Here is a 17,576-nt window from a genome sequence, read left to right as displayed (position 1 = left end):
TGCCCGTCCCGCCCGTTCAGCCGTCGAGCGAGTAGAAGCTGTCGAGTTCCTCGATGTCCGCCACGCACTCGTCGATGTCGGAGATCTTGCCGTCGATGATCGTGAAGACCAGGGCGCTCGGCATCTCGATGCCCCGGTCGCCGTGCTCGGCGAACAGCAGGTGCGTCGCGACGGCGTGGCCGCGCCCGTCGACGAGGACGGAGCCGAGTTCGGCGCGCAGCGTCCCGCCGGTGTACTCGTCGAGATCCCGGTACATGCCGAGGACGTTGTCCCGGCCCTTGAAGTGGCCGCCGAAGCGGGTCTCGCCGGGCACGTGGTGGGTGCAGTCGCCCGTCATGAGGGAGCCCAGTGTCTCCATGTCTCCCGAGGTGAACGCGGTGTAGGCCCGGCGGACCAGCGCCGCGTCGGGGTGCTCGTGGTGGGTCATGTCCCGTCGCCTGCTTTCGCTGCCTGTCGCGAGGGTGTGCCTCCCTCCTCCAGTCTCGGCGCTAGCCTCTGCCCATGCCACCTGCCAGGAAGCGCCCCCGCCGTTACGACTCCGCCAAGACCCGCGCCGCCGTGCGCGCCCAGTTCGGGCACGTGCGCGAGGCCGTGGAGGCGCTCACGCCGGAGCAGCTCGACGGGCCGACGCGGCTGGGGGAGTGGACCGTACGGGACCTCGCGGCGCACCTGGCGTGGATGGTCGGCTCCGTGGCGGAGCTGCTCGGCCGGCCCGCCCCGGGCGCGGCGGAGCTGGCGCCGGCCGACTGGCCCTTCGCGACCGCCGCGGCGGCGGAGCGGATCGACGGGCACACCCGGGGCATCGACGCCTCCGACCTGCCCGCGCTGTACGACCGGACGGCGCGGGCGTACGAGGAGGCGGTGGCCGCCGCGGACGACGACCGGGTGCTGCCGGTGAGCCTCGGGGCCATGACCCTGGCCGACTTCCTCGTGACCCGGACCGTCGAGCTGGTCGTCCACACCGACGACCTCGTGGCGGCGACCGGCGCCGCCGTCCCGTACGACCGGCAGGCCCTCGCCGCCTGCACCCGGCTGCTCGCCGACGCGCTCGCGGCGAAGGCTCCGGGCGGGGCGGTGGAGGTGCGGATTCCGCCGTTCGCGGTGGTGCAGTGCGGGGAGGGCCCCCGGCACACCCGGGGCACTCCTCCGAACGTGGTCGAGACGGACCCGCTGACCTGGATCCGGCTCGCGACCGGCCGTACCGGGTGGGCGGCGGAGCGGGAGGCGGCCCGGGTGAGCGCGAGTGGTGAACGGGCCGATCTCACCGCGCTGCTGCCCCTGATGGGCTGACCGGCGGAAACGGGCGAGGGGGAACCGGCCGGGGGCGGCGCCCGTCCCACCGGCATGCAGAAGCCGCGCACTCTCGCAGCCGCCGCCCTGGTCCTCCTCCTCGCCGCCTGCGGTACGGAGGGAGGTGACGGGGGCCCGGGAGCGGCCACGGCCGCCCCGGACCTGCCCGTCACCGGGACCCACTGGACGATCGAGTCCGTCACGGTCGACGGGACCAGATCCGCCGCCCCGGACGGCGCCCGGCTCGACTTCGCGGAGACGGGCCGGGCGAAGGGTGACTCCGGCTGCAACCACTTCGGGGCCGCCGTCGCCGTGAACGGCGACACCCTCACCGTCTCCTCGCACGAGGTGACGGCGATGGGCTGCCCGGCCGACCGGGAACGCTTCGAGTCCGCCCTGCTCAAGGCCTTCTCCGGGAAGCTGAACGGCCGCCTGGACGGCGAGGACCTCACCCTCACCTCCGCCGACGGCCGCGGGGGCGTGGAGCTGACCCGTGAGCCGTCCGCGCCGTTGCGCGGCACCACCTGGAAGATCGACGGGCTGGTCTCCGGGACGACCGCCGCCTCCCTGCCCGCCGGCAGCGGGGACAAGGCCCGGATGGTGATCGGGACGGACGGCCGGATCACCGGCAACCTCGGCTGCAACAACTTCTCCGCCACCGCCCGCGCCGACGGGCGGACCCTGACGGTCGAGGGCCCGGCGGCCACCACGCGCATGATCTGCACGAGCCCGCAGATGAGCCTGGAGACGAAGCTGTACGAACTCCTCGACGGGCCGCTCACCTACCGGCTCGACCACCGCACGCTGACGCTCACGGACGCCTCGGGGGAGGGGTTCACCGCACGGGCCGAGACCCCCGGACGCGCGTAGCGCGGGCGGGTGACGGGTCGCTGGATTGCGAACTCCGTCACATCGACACCCGGGTTACGGGCCGGTACGGGACCCCCTCAAGGAGGACGCGGGCGGCGGGAACCCTTCCGCCGCCTGCCTTGTAGGGCTCTCCAGGGCGCCGACGATCAATTCGTGTGATCGTACGAGTGGGGTGGGTCCGGGATTTCGCCAATTCGGACCAGTGGTCGAGCCCGTCTACACTCGGAAACGTGCCACGTGGTGACGGTCGACTCAATCACGATCTGCTCCCCGGCGAGAAAGGCCCCCAGGACGCGTGTGGCGTCTTCGGTGTCTGGGCTCCGGGTGAAGAGGTCGCAAAGCTCACGTACTTCGGGCTCTACGCCCTCCAGCATCGGGGCCAGGAATCCGCGGGAATCGCGGTCAGCAACGGCTCCCAGATCCTCGTCTTCAAGGACATGGGGCTCGTGTCCCAGGTCTTCGACGAGACCTCTCTCGGTTCCCTCCAAGGTCACATCGCGGTCGGACACGCCCGCTACTCGACCACCGGGGCCTCCGTGTGGGAGAACGCGCAGCCGACGTTCCGGGCGACCGCCCGCGGCTCGATCGCGCTCGGCCACAACGGCAACCTGGTGAACACGGCGCAGCTCGCCGAAATGGTCGCCGACCTGCCCAAGAGGGAAGGGCGCGCGACCCAGGTCGCCGCCACCAACGACACGGACCTGGTCACCGCGCTCCTCGCGGGCCAGGTGGACGAGGACGGCGAGCCGCTCACCATCGAGCAGGCCGCCGCGAAGGTCCTCCCCGAGGTCCGGGGCGCCTTCTCCCTCGTCTTCATGGACGAGCACACGCTCTACGCGGCCCGTGACCCGCAGGGCATCCGCCCGCTGGTCCTCGGCCGGCTGGAGCGCGGCTGGGTGGTGGCCTCCGAGTCCGCCGCCCTCGACATCTGCGGTGCCAGCTTCGTCCGCGAGGTCGAGCCCGGCGAGCTGATCGCCATCGACGAGAACGGCATCCGCACCTCGCGATTCGCGGAAGCGAAGCCCAAGGGCTGTGTCTTCGAGTACGTGTACCTGGCCCGTCCCGACACGGACATCGCGGGCCGGAACGTGTACCTCTCCCGCGTGGAGATGGGCCGCCGCCTCGCCAAGGAGGCGCCCGTCGAGGCCGACCTGGTGATAGCGACCCCGGAGTCCGGCACCCCGGCCGCGATCGGTTACGCCGAGGCCTCCGGCATCCCCTTCGGCGCCGGCCTGGTGAAGAACGCCTACGTCGGGCGCACCTTCATCCAGCCCTCGCAGACCATCCGCCAGCTGGGCATCCGGCTGAAGCTGAACCCCCTCAAGGAAGTCATCAAGGGGAAGAAGCTCGTGGTCGTGGACGACTCGATCGTCCGCGGCAACACCCAGCGCGCCCTGGTCCGCATGCTCCGCGAGGCCGGTGCGGCCGAGGTCCACATCCGGATCTCCTCGCCGCCGGTCAAGTGGCCCTGCTTCTTCGGCATCGACTTCGCCACCCGCGCGGAGCTGATCGCCAACGGCATGTCCGTGGAGGAGATCGGCAAGTCGCTGGGCGCGGACTCGCTCTCGTACATCTCCCTCGAGGGGATGATCGAGGCGACCACGATCCAGAAGCCGAACCTCTGCCGCGCGTGCTTCGACGGCGAGTACCCGATGGAACTGCCGGACCCCGAGCTGCTCGGCAAGCAGCTCCTGGAGACCGAGCTGGCCGCCGGGCCGGCCGCCACCGCGGCCTCCGACGCGCTCCGGCGCCCGTAAGACCCCGCCGCACACCCCGCAGTACGACACGAAAGCTCTGAACCCATGTCTCAGAACCCCAGTGCCGGAGGCGGCGCCAGCTACGCGAGCGCGGGCGTCGACATCGAGGCGGGCGACCGCGCCGTCGAGCTGATGAAGGAGTGGGTGAAGAAGACGCAGCGCCCCGAGGTCCTCGGCGGCCTGGGCGGCTTCGCCGGTCTCTTCGACGCCTCCGCCCTCAAGCGCTACGAGCGTCCGCTCCTCGCCTCCGCCACCGACGGCGTCGGCACCAAGGTCGACATCGCCCGCCAGATGGGCGTGTACGACACGATCGGCCACGACCTGGTCGCGATGGTCATGGACGACATCGTCGTCTGCGGCGCCGAGCCCCTCTTCATGACCGACTACATCTGCGTGGGCAAGGTCCACCCGGAGCGGGTCGCCGCCATCGTCAAGGGCATCGCCGAGGGCTGCGTCCTGGCCGGCTGCGCCCTGGTCGGCGGCGAGACGGCGGAGCACCCGGGCCTCCTCGGCCCGGACGACTTCGACGTGGCGGGCGCGGGCACGGGTGTCGTGGAGTACGACCGGCTGCTCGGCGCGGATCGCATCCGTACGGGTGACGCGGTCATCGCCATGGCCTCGTCCGGGCTTCACTCCAACGGGTACTCGCTCGTCCGGCACGTGGTCTTCGACCGCGCCGGCATGGCCCTCGACCAGCAGGTGGACGAGCTCGGCCGCACCCTGGGCGAGGAGCTCCTGGAGCCGACCCGCATCTACTCCCTGGACTGCCTGGCCCTCACCCGCACCACCGAGGTCCACGCCTTCAGCCACATCACGGGCGGCGGCCTGGCCGCCAACCTGGCCCGGGTGATCCCGGACGGCCTGCACGCCACGGTCGACCGCTCGACCTGGACCCCGGGCGCGATCTTCGACCTGGTCGGCACCGCCGGACAGGTCGAGCGCCTGGAGCTGGAGAAGACCCTGAACATGGGCGTGGGCATGATGGCGGTCGTCCCGGCCGAGTCCGTGGACGCGGCCCTGACCACGCTGGCGGACCGGGGCCTCGACGCCTGGGTCGCGGGCGAGATCACCGAGCGCGGCGACCGCACGACGGGTGCCGAGCTGGTCGGCGACTACGCCCGGTAGGAGCGGTCACGGAACAGGGGGCGCTCCTCGGGGCGCCCCCTGAGCCGTACCCCGTGCGCCATGCCTCCTGAAGCCGTGCCGGCCCGCTCGGCGGACGGCGGCGGTCCGCGAAGATCCGCGGACAGCACAGAAACCCGGCCGGGGTGACCCGGGCCGGGTTTCGTGTTCAGAAGGTCAAGCGCGACGGCGTGACGCGGACGGGCCGGACTCGTCGTCCTCGTCCTCGTCGTCCGTGTTGTAGAGATCCGCGTACTGCGCGTACGGGTCGTCTTCCTCGTCGTCGTCCTCGAACGGCTCGCCATTCGGCGGCTGGTTCGAAGTCGAAGCGCCCAGCTCGTGGGCCAGACGCGCAAGGTCGGTCCCGCCGCTGCTGTACTTCAGCTGGCGGGCGACCTTGGTCTGCTTGGCCTTTGCCCGGCCGCGCCCCATGGCTCGACCCCCTCGGTGACGGGGCTCGCTGGCCCCAGAGTCTTGACACGCGTTCATGGTTCGGAACGGGCTCTCGGCAGAGAGACCGGTCCGTAGGGCTTCAACGGTACCTGTTTCCTCGGGTCTACGGTACGCCGCGCGCATCACATACCCCGGTACAGAACCTTCGAGGAGCCCTTTCCTCGCTGGTCAATCGCGATTTTAACCTCTTCTGAAGGGCCGACCCGCCGACCGGCGTGAGCGAAGTCTCCCGGGTGGCGGGCCCGGCCCTCCGTACGGCCGTACGGCTCAGGCGCGGCGCGCCTCGGCCATCCGCTGCTCGGCGATCCGGTCGGCGGCGGCGGCCGGCGGGATTCCGTCGGCCTTCGCACGTGCGAAGATCTCCAGGGTGGTGTCGAAGATCTTCGTCGCCTTGGCCTTACAGCGGTCGAAGTCGAAGCCGTGCAGCTCGTCGGCGACCTGGATCACGCCGCCGGCGTTCACCACGTAGTCGGGCGCGTAGAGGATCCCGCGCTCCACCAGGTCCTTCTCGATGCCCGGGTGGGCGAGCTGGTTGTTGGCCGCCCCGCAGACGATGCTCGCGGTCATGAACGGCACGGTGGTCTCGTTCAGGGCACCGCCGAGCGCGCAGGGGGCGTAGATGTCGAGGCCCTCGACGCGGATCAGCTCGTCCGTGTCCGCGACCACCGTCACCTGCGGGAACTTGTCGGTGATCCGGCGCACCGACTCCTCGCGCACATCGGTGATGACGACCTCGGCGCCGTCCTCGAGGAGGTGCTCGACGAGGTAGTGGCCGACCTTGCCGACACCCGCGACGCCGACCTTGCGGCCGCGCAGCGTCGGGTCGCCCCACAGGGCCTGGGCGGAGGCCCGCATGCCCTGGAAGACGCCGAAGGCGGTGAGGACGGAGGAGTCGCCGGCGCCGCCGTTCTCGGGGGAGCGGCCGGTGGTCCACCGGTTCTCGCGGGCGACGACGTCCATGTCGGCCACGTAGGTGCCGACGTCGCAGGCCGTGACGTACCGGCCGCCGAGGGAGGCGACGAAGCGCCCGTACGCGAGGAGGAGCTCCTCCGTCTTGATCTTCTCCGGGTCACCGATGATCACGGCCTTGCCGCCGCCGTGGTCGAGACCGGCCAGGGCGTTCTTGTACGACATGCCGCGCGCCAGGTTGAGCGCGTCGGCGATCGCCTCGGCCTCCGTGGCGTACGGGTAGAAGCGGGTGCCGCCGAGGGCGGGGCCGAGGGCGGTGGAGTGGAGGGCGATGACGGCCTTGAGGCCGGTGGCGCGGTCCTGGCAGAGCACGACTTGCTCGTGGCCACCCTGCTCCGAGTGGAAGAGGGTGTGGAGTACGTCAGCAGGAACGCCGGTCACATCGGTCACGGTGGTGACTCCCAAGTACGAAGCGGCGGTTGCGGCCCTCCCTACGGGTGGGGGAGGACCATGTTCCGCACGAGAGTAAGTCCTACCTGTGCGTAGATCGGCCGCAGTGCTCAGGATCACCCCCTCGCGGAGTACCTCCGTGGAAGGATTTGCGACATGTCGGTCGCCTCTTCGGTCCTCGTCCCTTACGCGTCCTATCTGCGGGTGTACGAACCGCTGGCCGCGTTCCCCGAACCCGAGCGGTCCCAGTGGGCCCGTTACGCGCGCCGGGCGGGCACTCCCGGCGCGCAGGAGGAGCTGCGGCGCTCCCTCGCGGACCTGGTGCCGACGCCTCCGGTGCCCGTGCCGGTCGAGGAGAGCGCGGAGGCGTTCGTCGCGCATCTGGGCGGGGCGGTGGTGATCTGCCCGTGGCGGACCCGGCTGCGGGCGCTGCTCGCCCTGGAGGAGCTGGCGGCCGGCGCGTTCCCGGGGCCGGTGCTCGACGCGATGGTGCCGCCGGTGGTGCGGGAGCAGGCGGCGGCGGACCATGAGCGCTGGCGGGTGGAGAACCCGGACGCGCGGCCGTGGATCCGTACGGCGGTCTGGCAGGTGCCGCTGCGCTGGTTCGCGCTCTTCGGGGAGGAGGACCGGCAGTACGAGCCCGGGCGGCGGGACGGCGAGGGACCGGCACGGCCGCCGGTGCTGCGGTACCGGACGACCATGGCGCAGGCGCGGCGCCGGCTCGCCCGCTCGCTGCGGGCGCTGCGGGAGTCGATCGACGAGGGGCCGATGACCCGGGGGCTCGTCGAGGTGGGCCGCTGGCTGGAGGAGTTCCATCCGAGGGCCCTGGTGGAGCTGGACTTCGGCGGCCTGGTGCACGCGGTGCCGGAGGAGTGGCTGGCCGGGGAGCGTTCGGCGGCGGAGGTGGCGGCCGGGATCGCGGCCCTGAAGTCGGGTGACGGCGAGGAGGCGAGCGAGGTCTACGGGCGGCTCGCGGAGCGGTGGCGGCTGGTGCGCGATCTCCAGTTCGCGAACTGACCGTCAAGATCCGCCGCCGGAGTCTGTCAGGTGTCCATCGACAGGACGCCACCGGCCGGTGTAATTGATCTTCATGCACCCGGAGGCGGGGCCCCGGGGCCCTTCGGTACGCCCGGCGGGGACGTTGGTCCCGATCCGGGCCTTTGACTCAAGCGTGACGGATCGCACTTAACGCACCCTTGCGTCCATCACCCATCCTCGTGCCAAAATAGGACAAGGAGTCCGGGGAGGGTTCCTTCCGTCCATCTATGGGCGGAACGCTCAGCATTGCACTCTATGGGGGGTCTGAGGACTCCTGATCGCTCTGTGACTGATCGTCACAGTGGCGTGACTGTCCGTTATGGCATGGTCCATCGACTTCCGCCGCTGATGAACACCTGCGAGGGCAATTCCATCGGTTTGGCCGACGTGGCTGGACGGATGGTGTAGTTGTAGTGCCGAGGACAAGCCGTTCGTCCTATAACCGACTCGGCCCGCTTCTGCCATTTCGGGCAACGCGGGTCAAGGTGCAGAATTTAGAGGAAAGAACCGAGAAGGTTCGGTTCTCCCGAGGAGGCCGCTCATGACCGCTCGCACCCCTGATGCCGAGCCGCTGCTGACCCCTGCCGAGGTTGCCACGATGTTCCGCGTGGACCCGAAGACGGTGACCCGGTGGGCCAAGGCGGGCAAGCTCACGTCCATCCGCACGCTGGGTGGACACCGCCGGTACCGCGAGGCCGAGGTTCGCGCGCTGCTGGCGGGCATTCCGCAGCAGCGCAGCGAGGCCTGAGGTTCGCGCAGCACTTGTAACACCCCGCAGTACCCCGTAACACCGGGCCCGGCCGGATCCCCCAATCCGGTCTCCCACCCCTAGCTCTGCCGGCGGTCACCTGCCCCAACAGGTCTCCGTCACCGATCGCGCTGGACTCCGCCGGGTCCGGCGCGATCTTTTTTGTGCCCCGTGCCGCGCGTCGCCCGCCCGTGCAATTGCACATATTAAATCCGGCCGGTGTAGGGAGGGTGTAAGTGAAGCGGTTTCTGAAACACTTTCAGTGACACCCGTCACAGGGGCCAACTCTTGCCAAGGGACAGCCTCCCACTCCTTGGACCGCCCCCAACCCGCCGTTGGTCACCGGCTGATGGGACTTTCGTCCCCGGCCGCCCCAAGCCCTCGGGGCTCCTCGCGGGACCGGGGCGGCGGCGCCCGGTCCAGGCCGGGCCGCACCGCCGTGCTCGTCCACGTACCCCCGCACCGCCCGCGTACGCTCGCGCCCGGCCGGTCCACCCGCGCACCGGTCCACCGGCACACCCGCGCACAACGAAAAGGCCCGCATCGTGTGATGCGGGCCTTTTCCGAGGCGATCCTGACGGGACTTGAACCCGCGACCTCCACCTTGACAGGGTGGCGAGCTAACCAACTGCTCCACAGGACCTCGTTGCGAGAACGACTGTACAGCAGTTCCGGGGGTCTGGTCGAACCGGGTGCCGGGGGCCGGCTTCCGGCACCCGGCCGGCCGGACCGGTCACGGGGCCGCGGCGTCGATCGCCTTCACGATGCGCTTGTCCGAGACGGGGTGGGCCGTCCCCAGTGCGTGGGCGAAGTAGCTCACCCGCAGCTCCTCGATCATCCAGCGGATGTCGGTCACCTCCGCCGGCACCGGGCGGCCCGGCGGGAGCTGTTCGAGCAGCCAGGCGTACTCGTCCAGCATCTCGTGGACCTTCTCCATCCGGGTGGTGTCCCGCTGGACCCCGGTCGGCATCTGCTGCAGCCGCCGGTCGACCGCCACCAGATAGCGCATGAGGTCCGGCAGCCGCTTCAGACCGGTACGGGTCACGAAGCCGGGCGGCATGAGCCAGGACAGCTGGTCCCGGACGTCCTTCAGGTTCGCGAGCAGCGCCGGGCTGTTCGTCGCCTTCAGGCGCCGCTCACAGGCCTGCCAGGCCGCGAGCACCTGCTGGACCTGGCCCACCGTGCGGACGGTCAGCTCCACGAGGTCGGCGCGGACCTTGTCGTACAGCTTCCGGAAGGACTCCTCGTCCCACGCCGGGCCGCCGTGGTCCGCGATCAGCCGGTCGGCCGCCGCCGTCGCGCAGTCCTCGAAGAGGGCCTGGATCGAGCCGTGCGGATTCGCCGACAGGGCCAGCTTCTGCTGGTTGGTCAGCTTGTCCGAAGCGAACTTCGCCGGATTCACCGGGATGTTCAGCATGATCAGCTTCCGGGTGCCCCGCCACATCGCCTGCGCCTGCTCGGCCTCCGTGTCGAAGAGGCGCACGGCCACGGAGTCGCCCTCGTCGACGAGCGCCGGGTACGCCTTGACCGGCTGGCCGGCCCGCCGGGTCTCGAAGACCTTGGTGAGGGTGCCGATCGTCCACTCCCGCAGCCCCGAGCGTTCCAGCGAGGGCCCCGAGCCGTCCGGGCCCGCCGTGGCCGCCGCGGCAGCCTTGGAGAGCGCCTGACGGGCCTTGGGGCGCAGCCGCAGCTTCAGCGCCTCCACGTCCTTGTCCTCGGCCAGCTTCCGGCGCCGCTCGTCGACGATCCGGAAGGTGATCTTGAGGTGGTCGGGGACCTTCGCCCAGTCGAAGTCCTCGGGGGTGAGCGGCACCCCGACCATCCGCTGGAGCTCACGGGCGAGCGCCGTCGTCAGCGGCTCCTGCACCGGGACGGTGGAATCCAGGAAGCGGGTCGCGAAGTTGGGCGCGGGCACGTAGTGGCGGCGGATCGGCTTCGGCAGCGAACGGATCAGCTCCGTGACGACCTCCTCGCGCAGCCCCGGAATCTGCCAGTCGAAGCCCTCGTCGGTGACCTGGTTGAGCACCTGGAGCGGGATGTGGACGGTCACGCCGTCCGCGTCCGCGCCCGGCTCGAACTGGTACGTCACCCGGAACTTCAGCGGCCCCTGCCGCCAGGAGTCCGGGTAGTCGTCCTTGGTGACCGCCCGCGCCTTCTCGTTGATGAGCATCTCGCGCTCGAAGTCGAGGAACTCCGGCTCCTCGCGGCGCTTGTGCTTCCACCACGAGTCGAAGTGCGCGCCCGAGACGACGTGTTCGGGCACCCGCTTGTCGTAGAAGTCGAAGAGGGTCTCGTCGTCGACGAGGATGTCCCGTCGCCGGGCCCGGTGTTCGAGCTCCTCGACCTCGGTCAGCAGCTTGCGGTTGTCCGCGAAGAACTTGTGGTGCGTGCGCCAGTCGCCCTCGACCAGCGCGTTGCGGATGAACAGCTCGCGGGAGACCTCCGGGTCGATCCGCCCGTAGTTCACCTTGCGGTCGGCGACGATCGGCACGCCGTACAGCGTCACCTTCTCGTACGCCATCACGGCCGCCTGGTCCTTCTCCCAGTGCGGCTCGCTGTACGTCCGCTTCACCAGGTGCTGGGCGAGCGGCTCGATCCACTCGGGCTCGATCCGCGCGTTGACCCGCGCCCACAGGCGGGAGGTCTCCACCAGCTCGGCGGACATGACGAAGCGCGGCGGCTTTTTGAAGAGGGCGGAGCCGGGGAAGATCGCGAACTTGGCGTTGCGGGCGCCCAGGTACTCGTTCCGGGTGCCCTCGCGCTTGGCGTCCCGGCCCTCCTTGCTCTCCTTCACGTCCTTGAGGCCGATGTGGGAGAGCAGACCGGCGAGCAGGGAGACGTGCACGGACTGTTCCGGCGCGTCAGTGTCCGCCGAGGGCTCCCCCAGGTGGATGCCCATCTGCTTGGCGACCGTGCGGAGCTGGGCGTAGATGTCCTGCCACTCGCGGATCCGCAGGAAGTTCAGATACTCCTGCTTGCACATGCGGCGGAAGGACGACGAGCCGCGTTCCTTCTGCTGCTCGCGGATGTACCGCCACAGGTTGAGGAAGGCGAGGAAGTCGCTGGTCTCGTCCTTGAAACGGGCGTGCTGCTGGTCGGCCTGGGCCTGCTTCTCGGCCGGCCGCTCGCGCGGGTCCTGGATGGAGAGCGCCGCCGCGATCACCATGACCTCGCGGACGCAGCCGTTCCGCTCCGCCTCCAGCACCATGCGGGCCAGACGCGGGTCGACGGGCAGCTGGGCGAGCTTCCGGCCGAGCGGGGTGAGCCGCTTCTTCGGGTCCTTCTCGGCCGGGTCGATCGCGCCGAGCTCCTGCAGGAGCTGCACGCCGTCCCGGATGTTGCGGTGGTCCGGCGGATCGATGAAGGGGAACTTCTCGATGTCGCCGAGGCCCGCCGCGGTCATCTGGAGGATGACGGAGGCCAGGTTCGTCCGGAGGATCTCGGCGTCCGTGAACTCCGGCCGGGAGAGGAAGTCGTCCTCCGAGTAGAGCCGGACGCAGATGCCGTCGGAGGTACGGCCGCAGCGGCCCTTGCGCTGGTTGGCGCTGGCCTGGCTGACCGGTTCGATCGGCAGGCGCTGCACCTTGGTCCGGTGCGAGTAGCGCGAGATGCGGGCCGTGCCCGGGTCGATCACGTACTTGATGCCGGGGACGGTGAGGGAGGTCTCGGCCACGTTGGTCGCGAGGACGATCCGCCGGCCGGTGTGGGCCTGGAAGACCCGGTGCTGCTCGGCGTGGGAGAGCCGGGCGTAGAGCGGCAGGACCTCGGTGTTCCGCAGGTTCTTCTTGATGAGGGCGTCGGCGGTGTCGCGGATCTCCCGCTCGCCGGAGAGGAAGACCAGGATGTCGCCCGGGCCCTCGGACTGGAGCTCGTCGACGGCGTCGCAGATCGCGGTGATCTGGTCCCGGTCCGCGTCCTCCGAGTCGTCCTCCAGGAGGGGCCGGTAGCGGACCTCCACCGGATAGGTACGGCCGGAGACCTCGACGATCGGGGCGTTGCCGAAGTGGCGGGAGAAACGCTCCGGGTCGATGGTCGCGGAGGTGATCACGACCTTCAGGTCCGGGCGCTTCGGCAGCAGCTGGGCCAGGTAGCCCAGGAGGAAGTCGATGTTGAGGGAGCGCTCGTGGGCCTCGTCGATGATGATCGTGTCGTAGGCGCGCAGCTCGCGGTCCGTCTGGATCTCGGCGAGCAGGATGCCGTCCGTCATCAGCTTGACGAAGGTCTCGTCGGGGTTCACCTGGTCGGTGAAGCGGACCTTCCAGCCGACGGCCCCGCCGAGCGGGGTCCTCAGCTCCTCGGCGACGCGCTCGGCGACCGTGCGGGCGGCGATCCGGCGCGGCTGCGTGTGGCCGATCATGCCCCGCACGCCCCGGCCGAGCTCCAGGCAGATCTTCGGGATCTGCGTGGTCTTGCCGGAGCCCGTCTCACCGGCGACGATCACGACCTGGTGGTCGCGTATCGCCTCCAGGATCTCGTCCTTCTTCTGGGAGACGGGCAGCTGTTCGGGATAGGTGACGGCGGGCACGAGGGCGGCGCGCGCGTCGACGCGCTCCTTGGCCTTGCCGGCCTCGGCGGCGATCTCGTCCAGGACGGCCGCGCGGGCCTCGGGCTTGCGGATGCGGCGGGCGCCTTCGAGACGGCGGCCGAGCCGGTGGGCGTCCCGCAGCGAGACCCCGGCCAGGACGGACTGGAGGGCGGCGAAGGAAGTAGACATACGGAATCCAGGATCGCACCTGCGGCCGAGAACCGGCGAACCGATTTCCGGGCCGCGTCCGGGGGCGTGTCCCGTACGCCTGCGTAATATTTCGGGCACACCGACCGGATCCGAGGGGTTTCGCATGTTCCGCACCGCCGTCCGCGCGCACCCCGCGTGCGCCGCCCCGGCGGTTCGGCGGCGGTCCCCGCTCGTGACACTCCTGCTCGGCCTGGTGCTGGGACTCCTGGTCTGCGCGGCCCCGGTGCCGTACGCGGTTCCCGGGACGGGGGCGGCCGTGGTGGCGTACGAGGATCCCGGGACGGCGGCGACCGCGGTGGAGTACGCGGTTGCCGGGCCGGAGATCTCCGCCCGGGCGCACGGGTCCGGCGAGGTGAGCGTTCCGGCCGCGGGCGGCCCCGTGCCGGGCTGCGGGCACCGGGACCCCGCCGAGGCCGGGGCCGGGGGCCCCGCCGTACCGCCACGGGCCCAGGGCTTCGCCGAACTGCTTCCCGCGCTCACCGCCGACCGCACCCCCGCCGCGGCAGCCTGGGGCACCGACCCGGAGGCGGGGCACCCTGCACCGGGCCGCGAGCCGCCGGAGCTCGTACCGCCGTCACCGGTGGAGCTGTCGGTCCTGAGGGTCTAGGGGGCCGGGCCCGCAGGCCCGCCCTCCCGCCTCCCTTCCCCTTTCTTCCTCCCTCAGGAGCGCTTCCGCATGTCCAGGTCCAAGACGATCACGATCGTGTCCGGGGTGGCCGTCGCCGCCGTGCTCGCCGGTTTCGCCTCGTACACCGCCACCAAGCCCGCCTCCCCCGGCGCCGCCGGCACCTCCTCGGTGGCCGAGGTGTCGGCCGGCCCGTCCGAGGGCGTCTATCCGGAGCTGGAGGCGTACGCCCGGCGCGACGCGTCCGACGGCCTCGCCCTCGGCCGGGCCGACGCGCCGGTCGTCCTCATCGAGTACGCCGACTTCAAGTGCGGCTACTGCGGCAAGTTCGCCCGCGACACCGAACCGGTCCTGGTGGAGAAGTACGTCCGCGACGGCACCCTGCGCATCGAGTGGCGCAACTTCCCGATCTTCGGCGAGGAGTCCGAGGCGGTGGCCCGCGCCGCCTGGGCGGCCGGGCGGCAGGGCCGGTTCTGGCAGTTCCACAAGGCCGCGTACGCCGAGGACGCCAAGCGGAAGGGCTTCGGCAAGGAGCGGCTGACCGCCCTCGCCGAGGAGGCGGGCGTCCCGGACCTGAACCGGTTCGCGCGGGACAGCGAGGGCGCGGAGGCCCGCGCGGCCGTGAAGAAGGACCAGGAGCAGGGCTACAGCCTCGGCGCCACCTCCACCCCGTCCTTCCTGATCAACGGCCGGCCGATCGCCGGCGCCCAGCCCCTCGAGACCTTCACCGAGGCCATCGAGGCGGCGGCGGCCGCGAAGGCGGCCTCGGCGAAGGGCCGGGGATGACCTCCGGCATCGGCTACTTCGCGGCCTTCCTCGGTGGTCTGCTCGCCCTGCTCAGCCCGTGCAGCGCCCTGCTCCTGCCCGCGTTCTTCGCGTACTCGGTCGAGACCCGGGCGAAGCTGGTCGCCCGCACCGGCATCCTCTACGCCGGTCTGGCCACCACCCTCGTCCCGCTCGGCGCGGCCGGATCCCTCGCGGGCCGGTTCTTCTACGGCCACCGGGACCTGCTGGTCGCGGCCGGCGGCTGGCTGATCATCGGGCTCGGCGTCCTCCAGATGCTCGGGCTCGGCTTCGCCTCCCGCCGGATCGCGGAGGCGAGCGGCCGGATCCGCCCGACCAGCGCCCTCTCGGCCTACGCCCTGGGCCTCGTCTACGGCCTCGCCGGCTTCTGCGCCGGCCCGATCCTCGGCAGCGTCCTGACGGTGGCGGCGCTGAGCGGCAGCCCCGTGTACGGCGGGCTTCTCCTGGCCGTGTACGCGCTGGGCATGGCGGTGCCGCTGTTCGTGCTGGCGCTGCTCTGGGAGCGGTACGACCTGGGGCGGCGGCGCTGGCTGCGCGGCCGCCCGGTCCGCCTCGGACCGCGCACGGTCCACTCGGCCTCGCTGCTCTCGGGACTGTTCTTCGTCGCCCTGGGGACGATGTTCCTGGTCTTCGACGGGACGACCGCCCTGCCGGGGCTGCTCTCGGTCGACGACTCGTTCGCGGTCGAGCGGCGGGTGGCGGAGCTGGGCCGGTCGGTGCCGGACTGGGCGCTGCTCCTGGCGGTGGTGGCCGTGGTGGCGGTGGTGCTCGCGGTGCGGGGCCGGCGCGGCGCCGGGGCGGAGCGCGAGGAGGCGTGAGCCGTACGGGGAGGGGCGCCCCTCCCCGTACGGGACCCCCGGCCAGGCGACCGGGGAACGAGAAAGGCCCCGCTCTCTCGAACGGGGCCTTCCGGTGGTGGCTGGGGCCGGGGTCGAACCGGCGACCTATCGCTTTTCAGGCGATCGCTCGTACCAACTGAGCTACCCAGCCACGAGGCCATTGCTGACCTCAGCGATCCTGACGGGACTTGAACCCGCGACCTCCACCTTGACAGGGTGGCGAGCTAACCAACTGCTCCACAGGACCTTGCTGTCTGTGCGAGACAAGTCTCGCACAGGGTGATGCGTGCCCCCAACGGGATTCGAACCCGTGCTACCGCCTTGAAAGGGCGGCGTCCTGGGCCACTAGACGATGAGGGCTAACGGCCCCACCTGGGCGCTTCTCAGCGCGTCGGGGACGTGAGAAGCATATGGGATGGCGGCCGGTATCGCCAAAACGGTTTCCCGGGGCCCGTGGGAACGGCCTCCTTCCGGGGGAGAATGAGCCCGTGCTGGAGATGACGCGCGAGGAGTTCGAGGAGCTTGTCGCCGAGGCCCTGGACCGGATTCCGCCGGAACTGACCCGGCTGATGGACAACGTGGCGGTGTTCGTCGAGGACGAGCCCCCGGCGGACGACCCCGAACTGCTCGGGCTCTACGAGGGGACGCCGCTGACCGAGCGGGGCGAGTGGTACGCCGGGGTGCTGCCGGACCGGATCACGATCTACCGGGGGCCGACGCTGCGGATGTGCGCGTCGCGCGAGGACGTGGTCGCCGAGACCGAGATCACGGTCGTCCACGAGATCGCCCACCACTTCGGCATCGACGACGAGCGGCTGCACGCGCTGGGCTACGGCTGACGGGGCCGGGCCGGCGGCCCCGGGGGCGTAACGGTTCGGCTCGCGGCCCGGGAGGCGTACCGGCGGCCGGGGGCGACAGGGGGCGGGCCCGCGCGTGCGGGGCGCGTTCCGGGCGCGTTCGGGGCGTGTCCCTTGCGGCGCCGGGGGAGTTGGGCAGGGCAACGCGTTCCGTTCCTGCCCGTTGTGTCCTGGAGGTCCCCCCGTGCGCACTTTGCCCACCCGTGTGAGATGGGCCGCCACCGCGTTGGCGGTCGCCGCCTGCGCCGGCCTGAGCGGCTGTATGAGTGTCGGTGAGGACGGGGCCAAGCCGTCGCCCGGTGCCTCCGGCTCCGAGCGGGGCGCGGCGGCCGAGGCCGAGGGCGGCGCGGGGGGCGCGGCCGGTGAGGACGGCGCCTGGGCGGGGCCGACCTCGCGGAGCGGACCCGACGCCGCGGGTGAGGTGACCGAGTCCCCGGTGCCCGGCGGTTCCGCCTCCGCCTCGGCCCCCGCGAAGCCCTCGCCCGGCGTGAGGAATCCCACGGACCGGACCCCGGTGCCGGGCGGCCCGGTGAAGCCCCTGCCCTCGGCGGGCGCCGGGCACGGCGGCCAGGACGGTGGCTCGGGCGGCTCCGGTGGCGGGACCGGCGGCAGCGGCGGGAGCGGAGGCACCGGAAGCGGTGGCGGTACGGGCGGGGGCGGCGGGGCCGGGAGCGGTGGCGGGACCGGCGGTACGGGCGGCGGGGCCACTCCGAGCCCGGAGCCGCCGGAGCCGACCCCCGAGCCGACGCCGGAGCCCACTCCCGAGCCGACCCCGGAGCCGACGCCCGAGCCGACCACCAACCCCAGCGACCCGCCGGCGCCGGGTCCGGACACCCAGATGGGTGCCATGTGGGCGGCGCGGGAGACCGGTGAACCGTCCGAGCCGACGGCATCACCGCAGGTCGGGCCGGTGTGACGCGCACCGGTTTGCCATGGGTGGGGGAGGGTGCGTATGGTGGTAGATCGTTTGATCCCATTTGCCCCCGGCGCCACTATCGATGAGCGCCGCGACTGGCGCGTACTCTCCCTTGCCGTGACTGACCGCATCGAGGCGGTCGTAGTGCGAAACACGGAGTTGA

Annotated in this window: 15 protein-coding genes and 4 tRNA genes; 11 read left to right on the top strand and 8 right to left on the bottom strand. The window is 71.5% G+C overall.

The window, feature by feature from the left end; all coding sequences use genetic code 11:
- Positions 1–16 precede the first annotated feature (16 nt).
- A complete protein-coding gene (locus ABTY40_RS26790) occupies positions 17–427 on the bottom strand; it encodes a nuclear transport factor 2 family protein (protein ID WP_352061866.1) in 411 nt (136 codons plus the stop codon).
- Between the two features lie 74 nt (positions 428–501).
- Between ABTY40_RS26790 and ABTY40_RS26785 the strand changes: the two genes are divergently transcribed.
- The 4 genes from ABTY40_RS26785 to purM all read left to right on the top strand — a co-directional run bounded on the left by ABTY40_RS26785 (position 502) and on the right by purM (position 5,042).
- Entirely contained in the window at positions 502–1,290 is a 789-nt protein-coding gene (locus tag ABTY40_RS26785) for a maleylpyruvate isomerase family mycothiol-dependent enzyme (protein ID WP_352061865.1), read from the top strand.
- A 54-nt stretch (positions 1,291–1,344) separates the two neighbouring features.
- Complete coding sequence (locus tag ABTY40_RS26780; protein ID WP_352061864.1) at positions 1,345–2,160, top strand: META domain-containing protein; 816 nt, start codon at positions 1,345–1,347, stop codon at positions 2,158–2,160.
- A 230-nt stretch (positions 2,161–2,390) separates the two neighbouring features.
- Positions 2,391–3,917: an amidophosphoribosyltransferase gene (gene purF / locus ABTY40_RS26775; protein WP_345287179.1), complete on the top strand. Its 1,527-nt coding sequence runs from the start codon at positions 2,391–2,393 to the stop codon at positions 3,915–3,917.
- A gap of 45 nt (positions 3,918–3,962) precedes the next feature.
- Positions 3,963–5,042, top strand: coding sequence for a phosphoribosylformylglycinamidine cyclo-ligase (purM, locus tag ABTY40_RS26770; protein WP_345287181.1), 1,080 nt, complete (start codon positions 3,963–3,965; stop codon positions 5,040–5,042).
- A gap of 174 nt (positions 5,043–5,216) precedes the next feature.
- Here the strand turns inward: purM and ABTY40_RS26765 are convergent, their stop codons facing one another.
- Positions 5,217–5,471, bottom strand: a complete 255-nt coding sequence (locus ABTY40_RS26765) for a DUF3073 domain-containing protein (protein WP_309050255.1) — start codon at positions 5,469–5,471, stop codon at positions 5,217–5,219.
- Between the two features lie 288 nt (positions 5,472–5,759).
- Positions 5,760–6,851 (bottom strand): Leu/Phe/Val dehydrogenase, encoded by a 1,092-nt coding sequence (locus ABTY40_RS26760; RefSeq protein WP_352061863.1) that lies wholly within the window; start codon positions 6,849–6,851, stop codon positions 5,760–5,762.
- A gap of 156 nt (positions 6,852–7,007) precedes the next feature.
- Here ABTY40_RS26760 and ABTY40_RS26755 point away from each other — a divergent pair, with 156 nt between their 5' ends.
- Positions 7,008–7,868 carry a DUF8083 family protein gene (locus ABTY40_RS26755; RefSeq protein ID WP_352061862.1) on the top strand — a complete coding sequence of 287 codons (861 nt, stop codon included), beginning with the start codon at positions 7,008–7,010 and terminating at the stop codon, positions 7,866–7,868.
- Between the two features lie 562 nt (positions 7,869–8,430).
- The gene (gene bldC / locus ABTY40_RS26750) at positions 8,431–8,637 is read left to right on the top strand and encodes a developmental transcriptional regulator BldC (protein WP_003949541.1); all 207 of its coding nucleotides are present in this window, start codon (positions 8,431–8,433) and stop codon (positions 8,635–8,637) included.
- A gap of 569 nt (positions 8,638–9,206) precedes the next feature.
- On the opposite strand, the gene ABTY40_RS26745 is transcribed toward bldC, so the two are convergent.
- Positions 9,207–9,280: transfer RNA gene (locus ABTY40_RS26745), tRNA-Asp, on the bottom strand.
- Between the two features lie 90 nt (positions 9,281–9,370).
- On the bottom strand, positions 9,371–13,351 hold the full coding sequence (gene hrpA / locus ABTY40_RS26740) for an ATP-dependent RNA helicase HrpA (protein WP_352061861.1): 3,981 nt from the start codon (positions 13,349–13,351) through the stop codon (positions 9,371–9,373).
- A 124-nt stretch (positions 13,352–13,475) separates the two neighbouring features.
- Between hrpA and ABTY40_RS26735 the strand changes: the two genes are divergently transcribed.
- The 3 genes from ABTY40_RS26735 (at position 13,476) to ABTY40_RS26725 (ending at position 15,619) form a co-directional block, all read left to right on the top strand.
- Positions 13,476–13,979 carry a hypothetical protein gene (locus ABTY40_RS26735; protein ID WP_352061860.1) on the top strand — a complete coding sequence of 168 codons (504 nt, stop codon included), beginning with the start codon at positions 13,476–13,478 and terminating at the stop codon, positions 13,977–13,979.
- 69 nt (positions 13,980–14,048) lie between these two features.
- The gene (locus ABTY40_RS26730; protein ID WP_352061859.1) at positions 14,049–14,783 is read left to right on the top strand and encodes a DsbA family protein; all 735 of its coding nucleotides are present in this window, start codon (positions 14,049–14,051) and stop codon (positions 14,781–14,783) included.
- On the top strand, positions 14,780–15,619 hold the full coding sequence (locus ABTY40_RS26725; RefSeq protein ID WP_352061858.1) for a cytochrome c biogenesis CcdA family protein: 840 nt from the start codon (positions 14,780–14,782) through the stop codon (positions 15,617–15,619). The genes ABTY40_RS26730 and ABTY40_RS26725 overlap by 4 nt, the downstream gene beginning before the upstream one ends.
- A gap of 95 nt (positions 15,620–15,714) precedes the next feature.
- Here ABTY40_RS26725 and ABTY40_RS26720 read toward each other — a convergent pair.
- The 3 genes from ABTY40_RS26720 to ABTY40_RS26710 form a co-directional block, all read right to left on the bottom strand.
- Positions 15,715–15,791 (bottom strand) — tRNA-Phe (locus ABTY40_RS26720).
- A gap of 22 nt (positions 15,792–15,813) precedes the next feature.
- Positions 15,814–15,887, bottom strand: a tRNA-Asp gene (locus ABTY40_RS26715).
- Positions 15,888–15,927: 40 nt separating this feature from the next.
- A tRNA-Glu gene (locus ABTY40_RS26710) sits at positions 15,928–16,000 on the bottom strand.
- Positions 16,001–16,128: 128 nt separating this feature from the next.
- Here ABTY40_RS26710 and ABTY40_RS26705 point away from each other — a divergent pair.
- Together ABTY40_RS26705 and ABTY40_RS26700 are read left to right on the top strand one after the other, a co-directional pair.
- The gene (locus ABTY40_RS26705; RefSeq protein ID WP_309050248.1) at positions 16,129–16,479 is read left to right on the top strand and encodes a metallopeptidase family protein; all 351 of its coding nucleotides are present in this window, start codon (positions 16,129–16,131) and stop codon (positions 16,477–16,479) included.
- A gap of 280 nt (positions 16,480–16,759) precedes the next feature.
- The gene (locus tag ABTY40_RS26700) at positions 16,760–17,413 is read left to right on the top strand and encodes a hypothetical protein (RefSeq protein ID WP_352061857.1); all 654 of its coding nucleotides are present in this window, start codon (positions 16,760–16,762) and stop codon (positions 17,411–17,413) included.
- The last annotated feature ends 163 nt before the right edge of the window (positions 17,414–17,576 follow it).

Source organism: Streptomyces sp. NPDC126503, assembly GCF_040302405.1.
In the GTDB taxonomy this organism is placed as follows: Bacteria; Actinomycetota; Actinomycetes; order Streptomycetales; family Streptomycetaceae; genus Streptomyces; species Streptomyces gulbargensis.
This window is presented reverse-complemented; position numbering and strand designations above follow the sequence as displayed.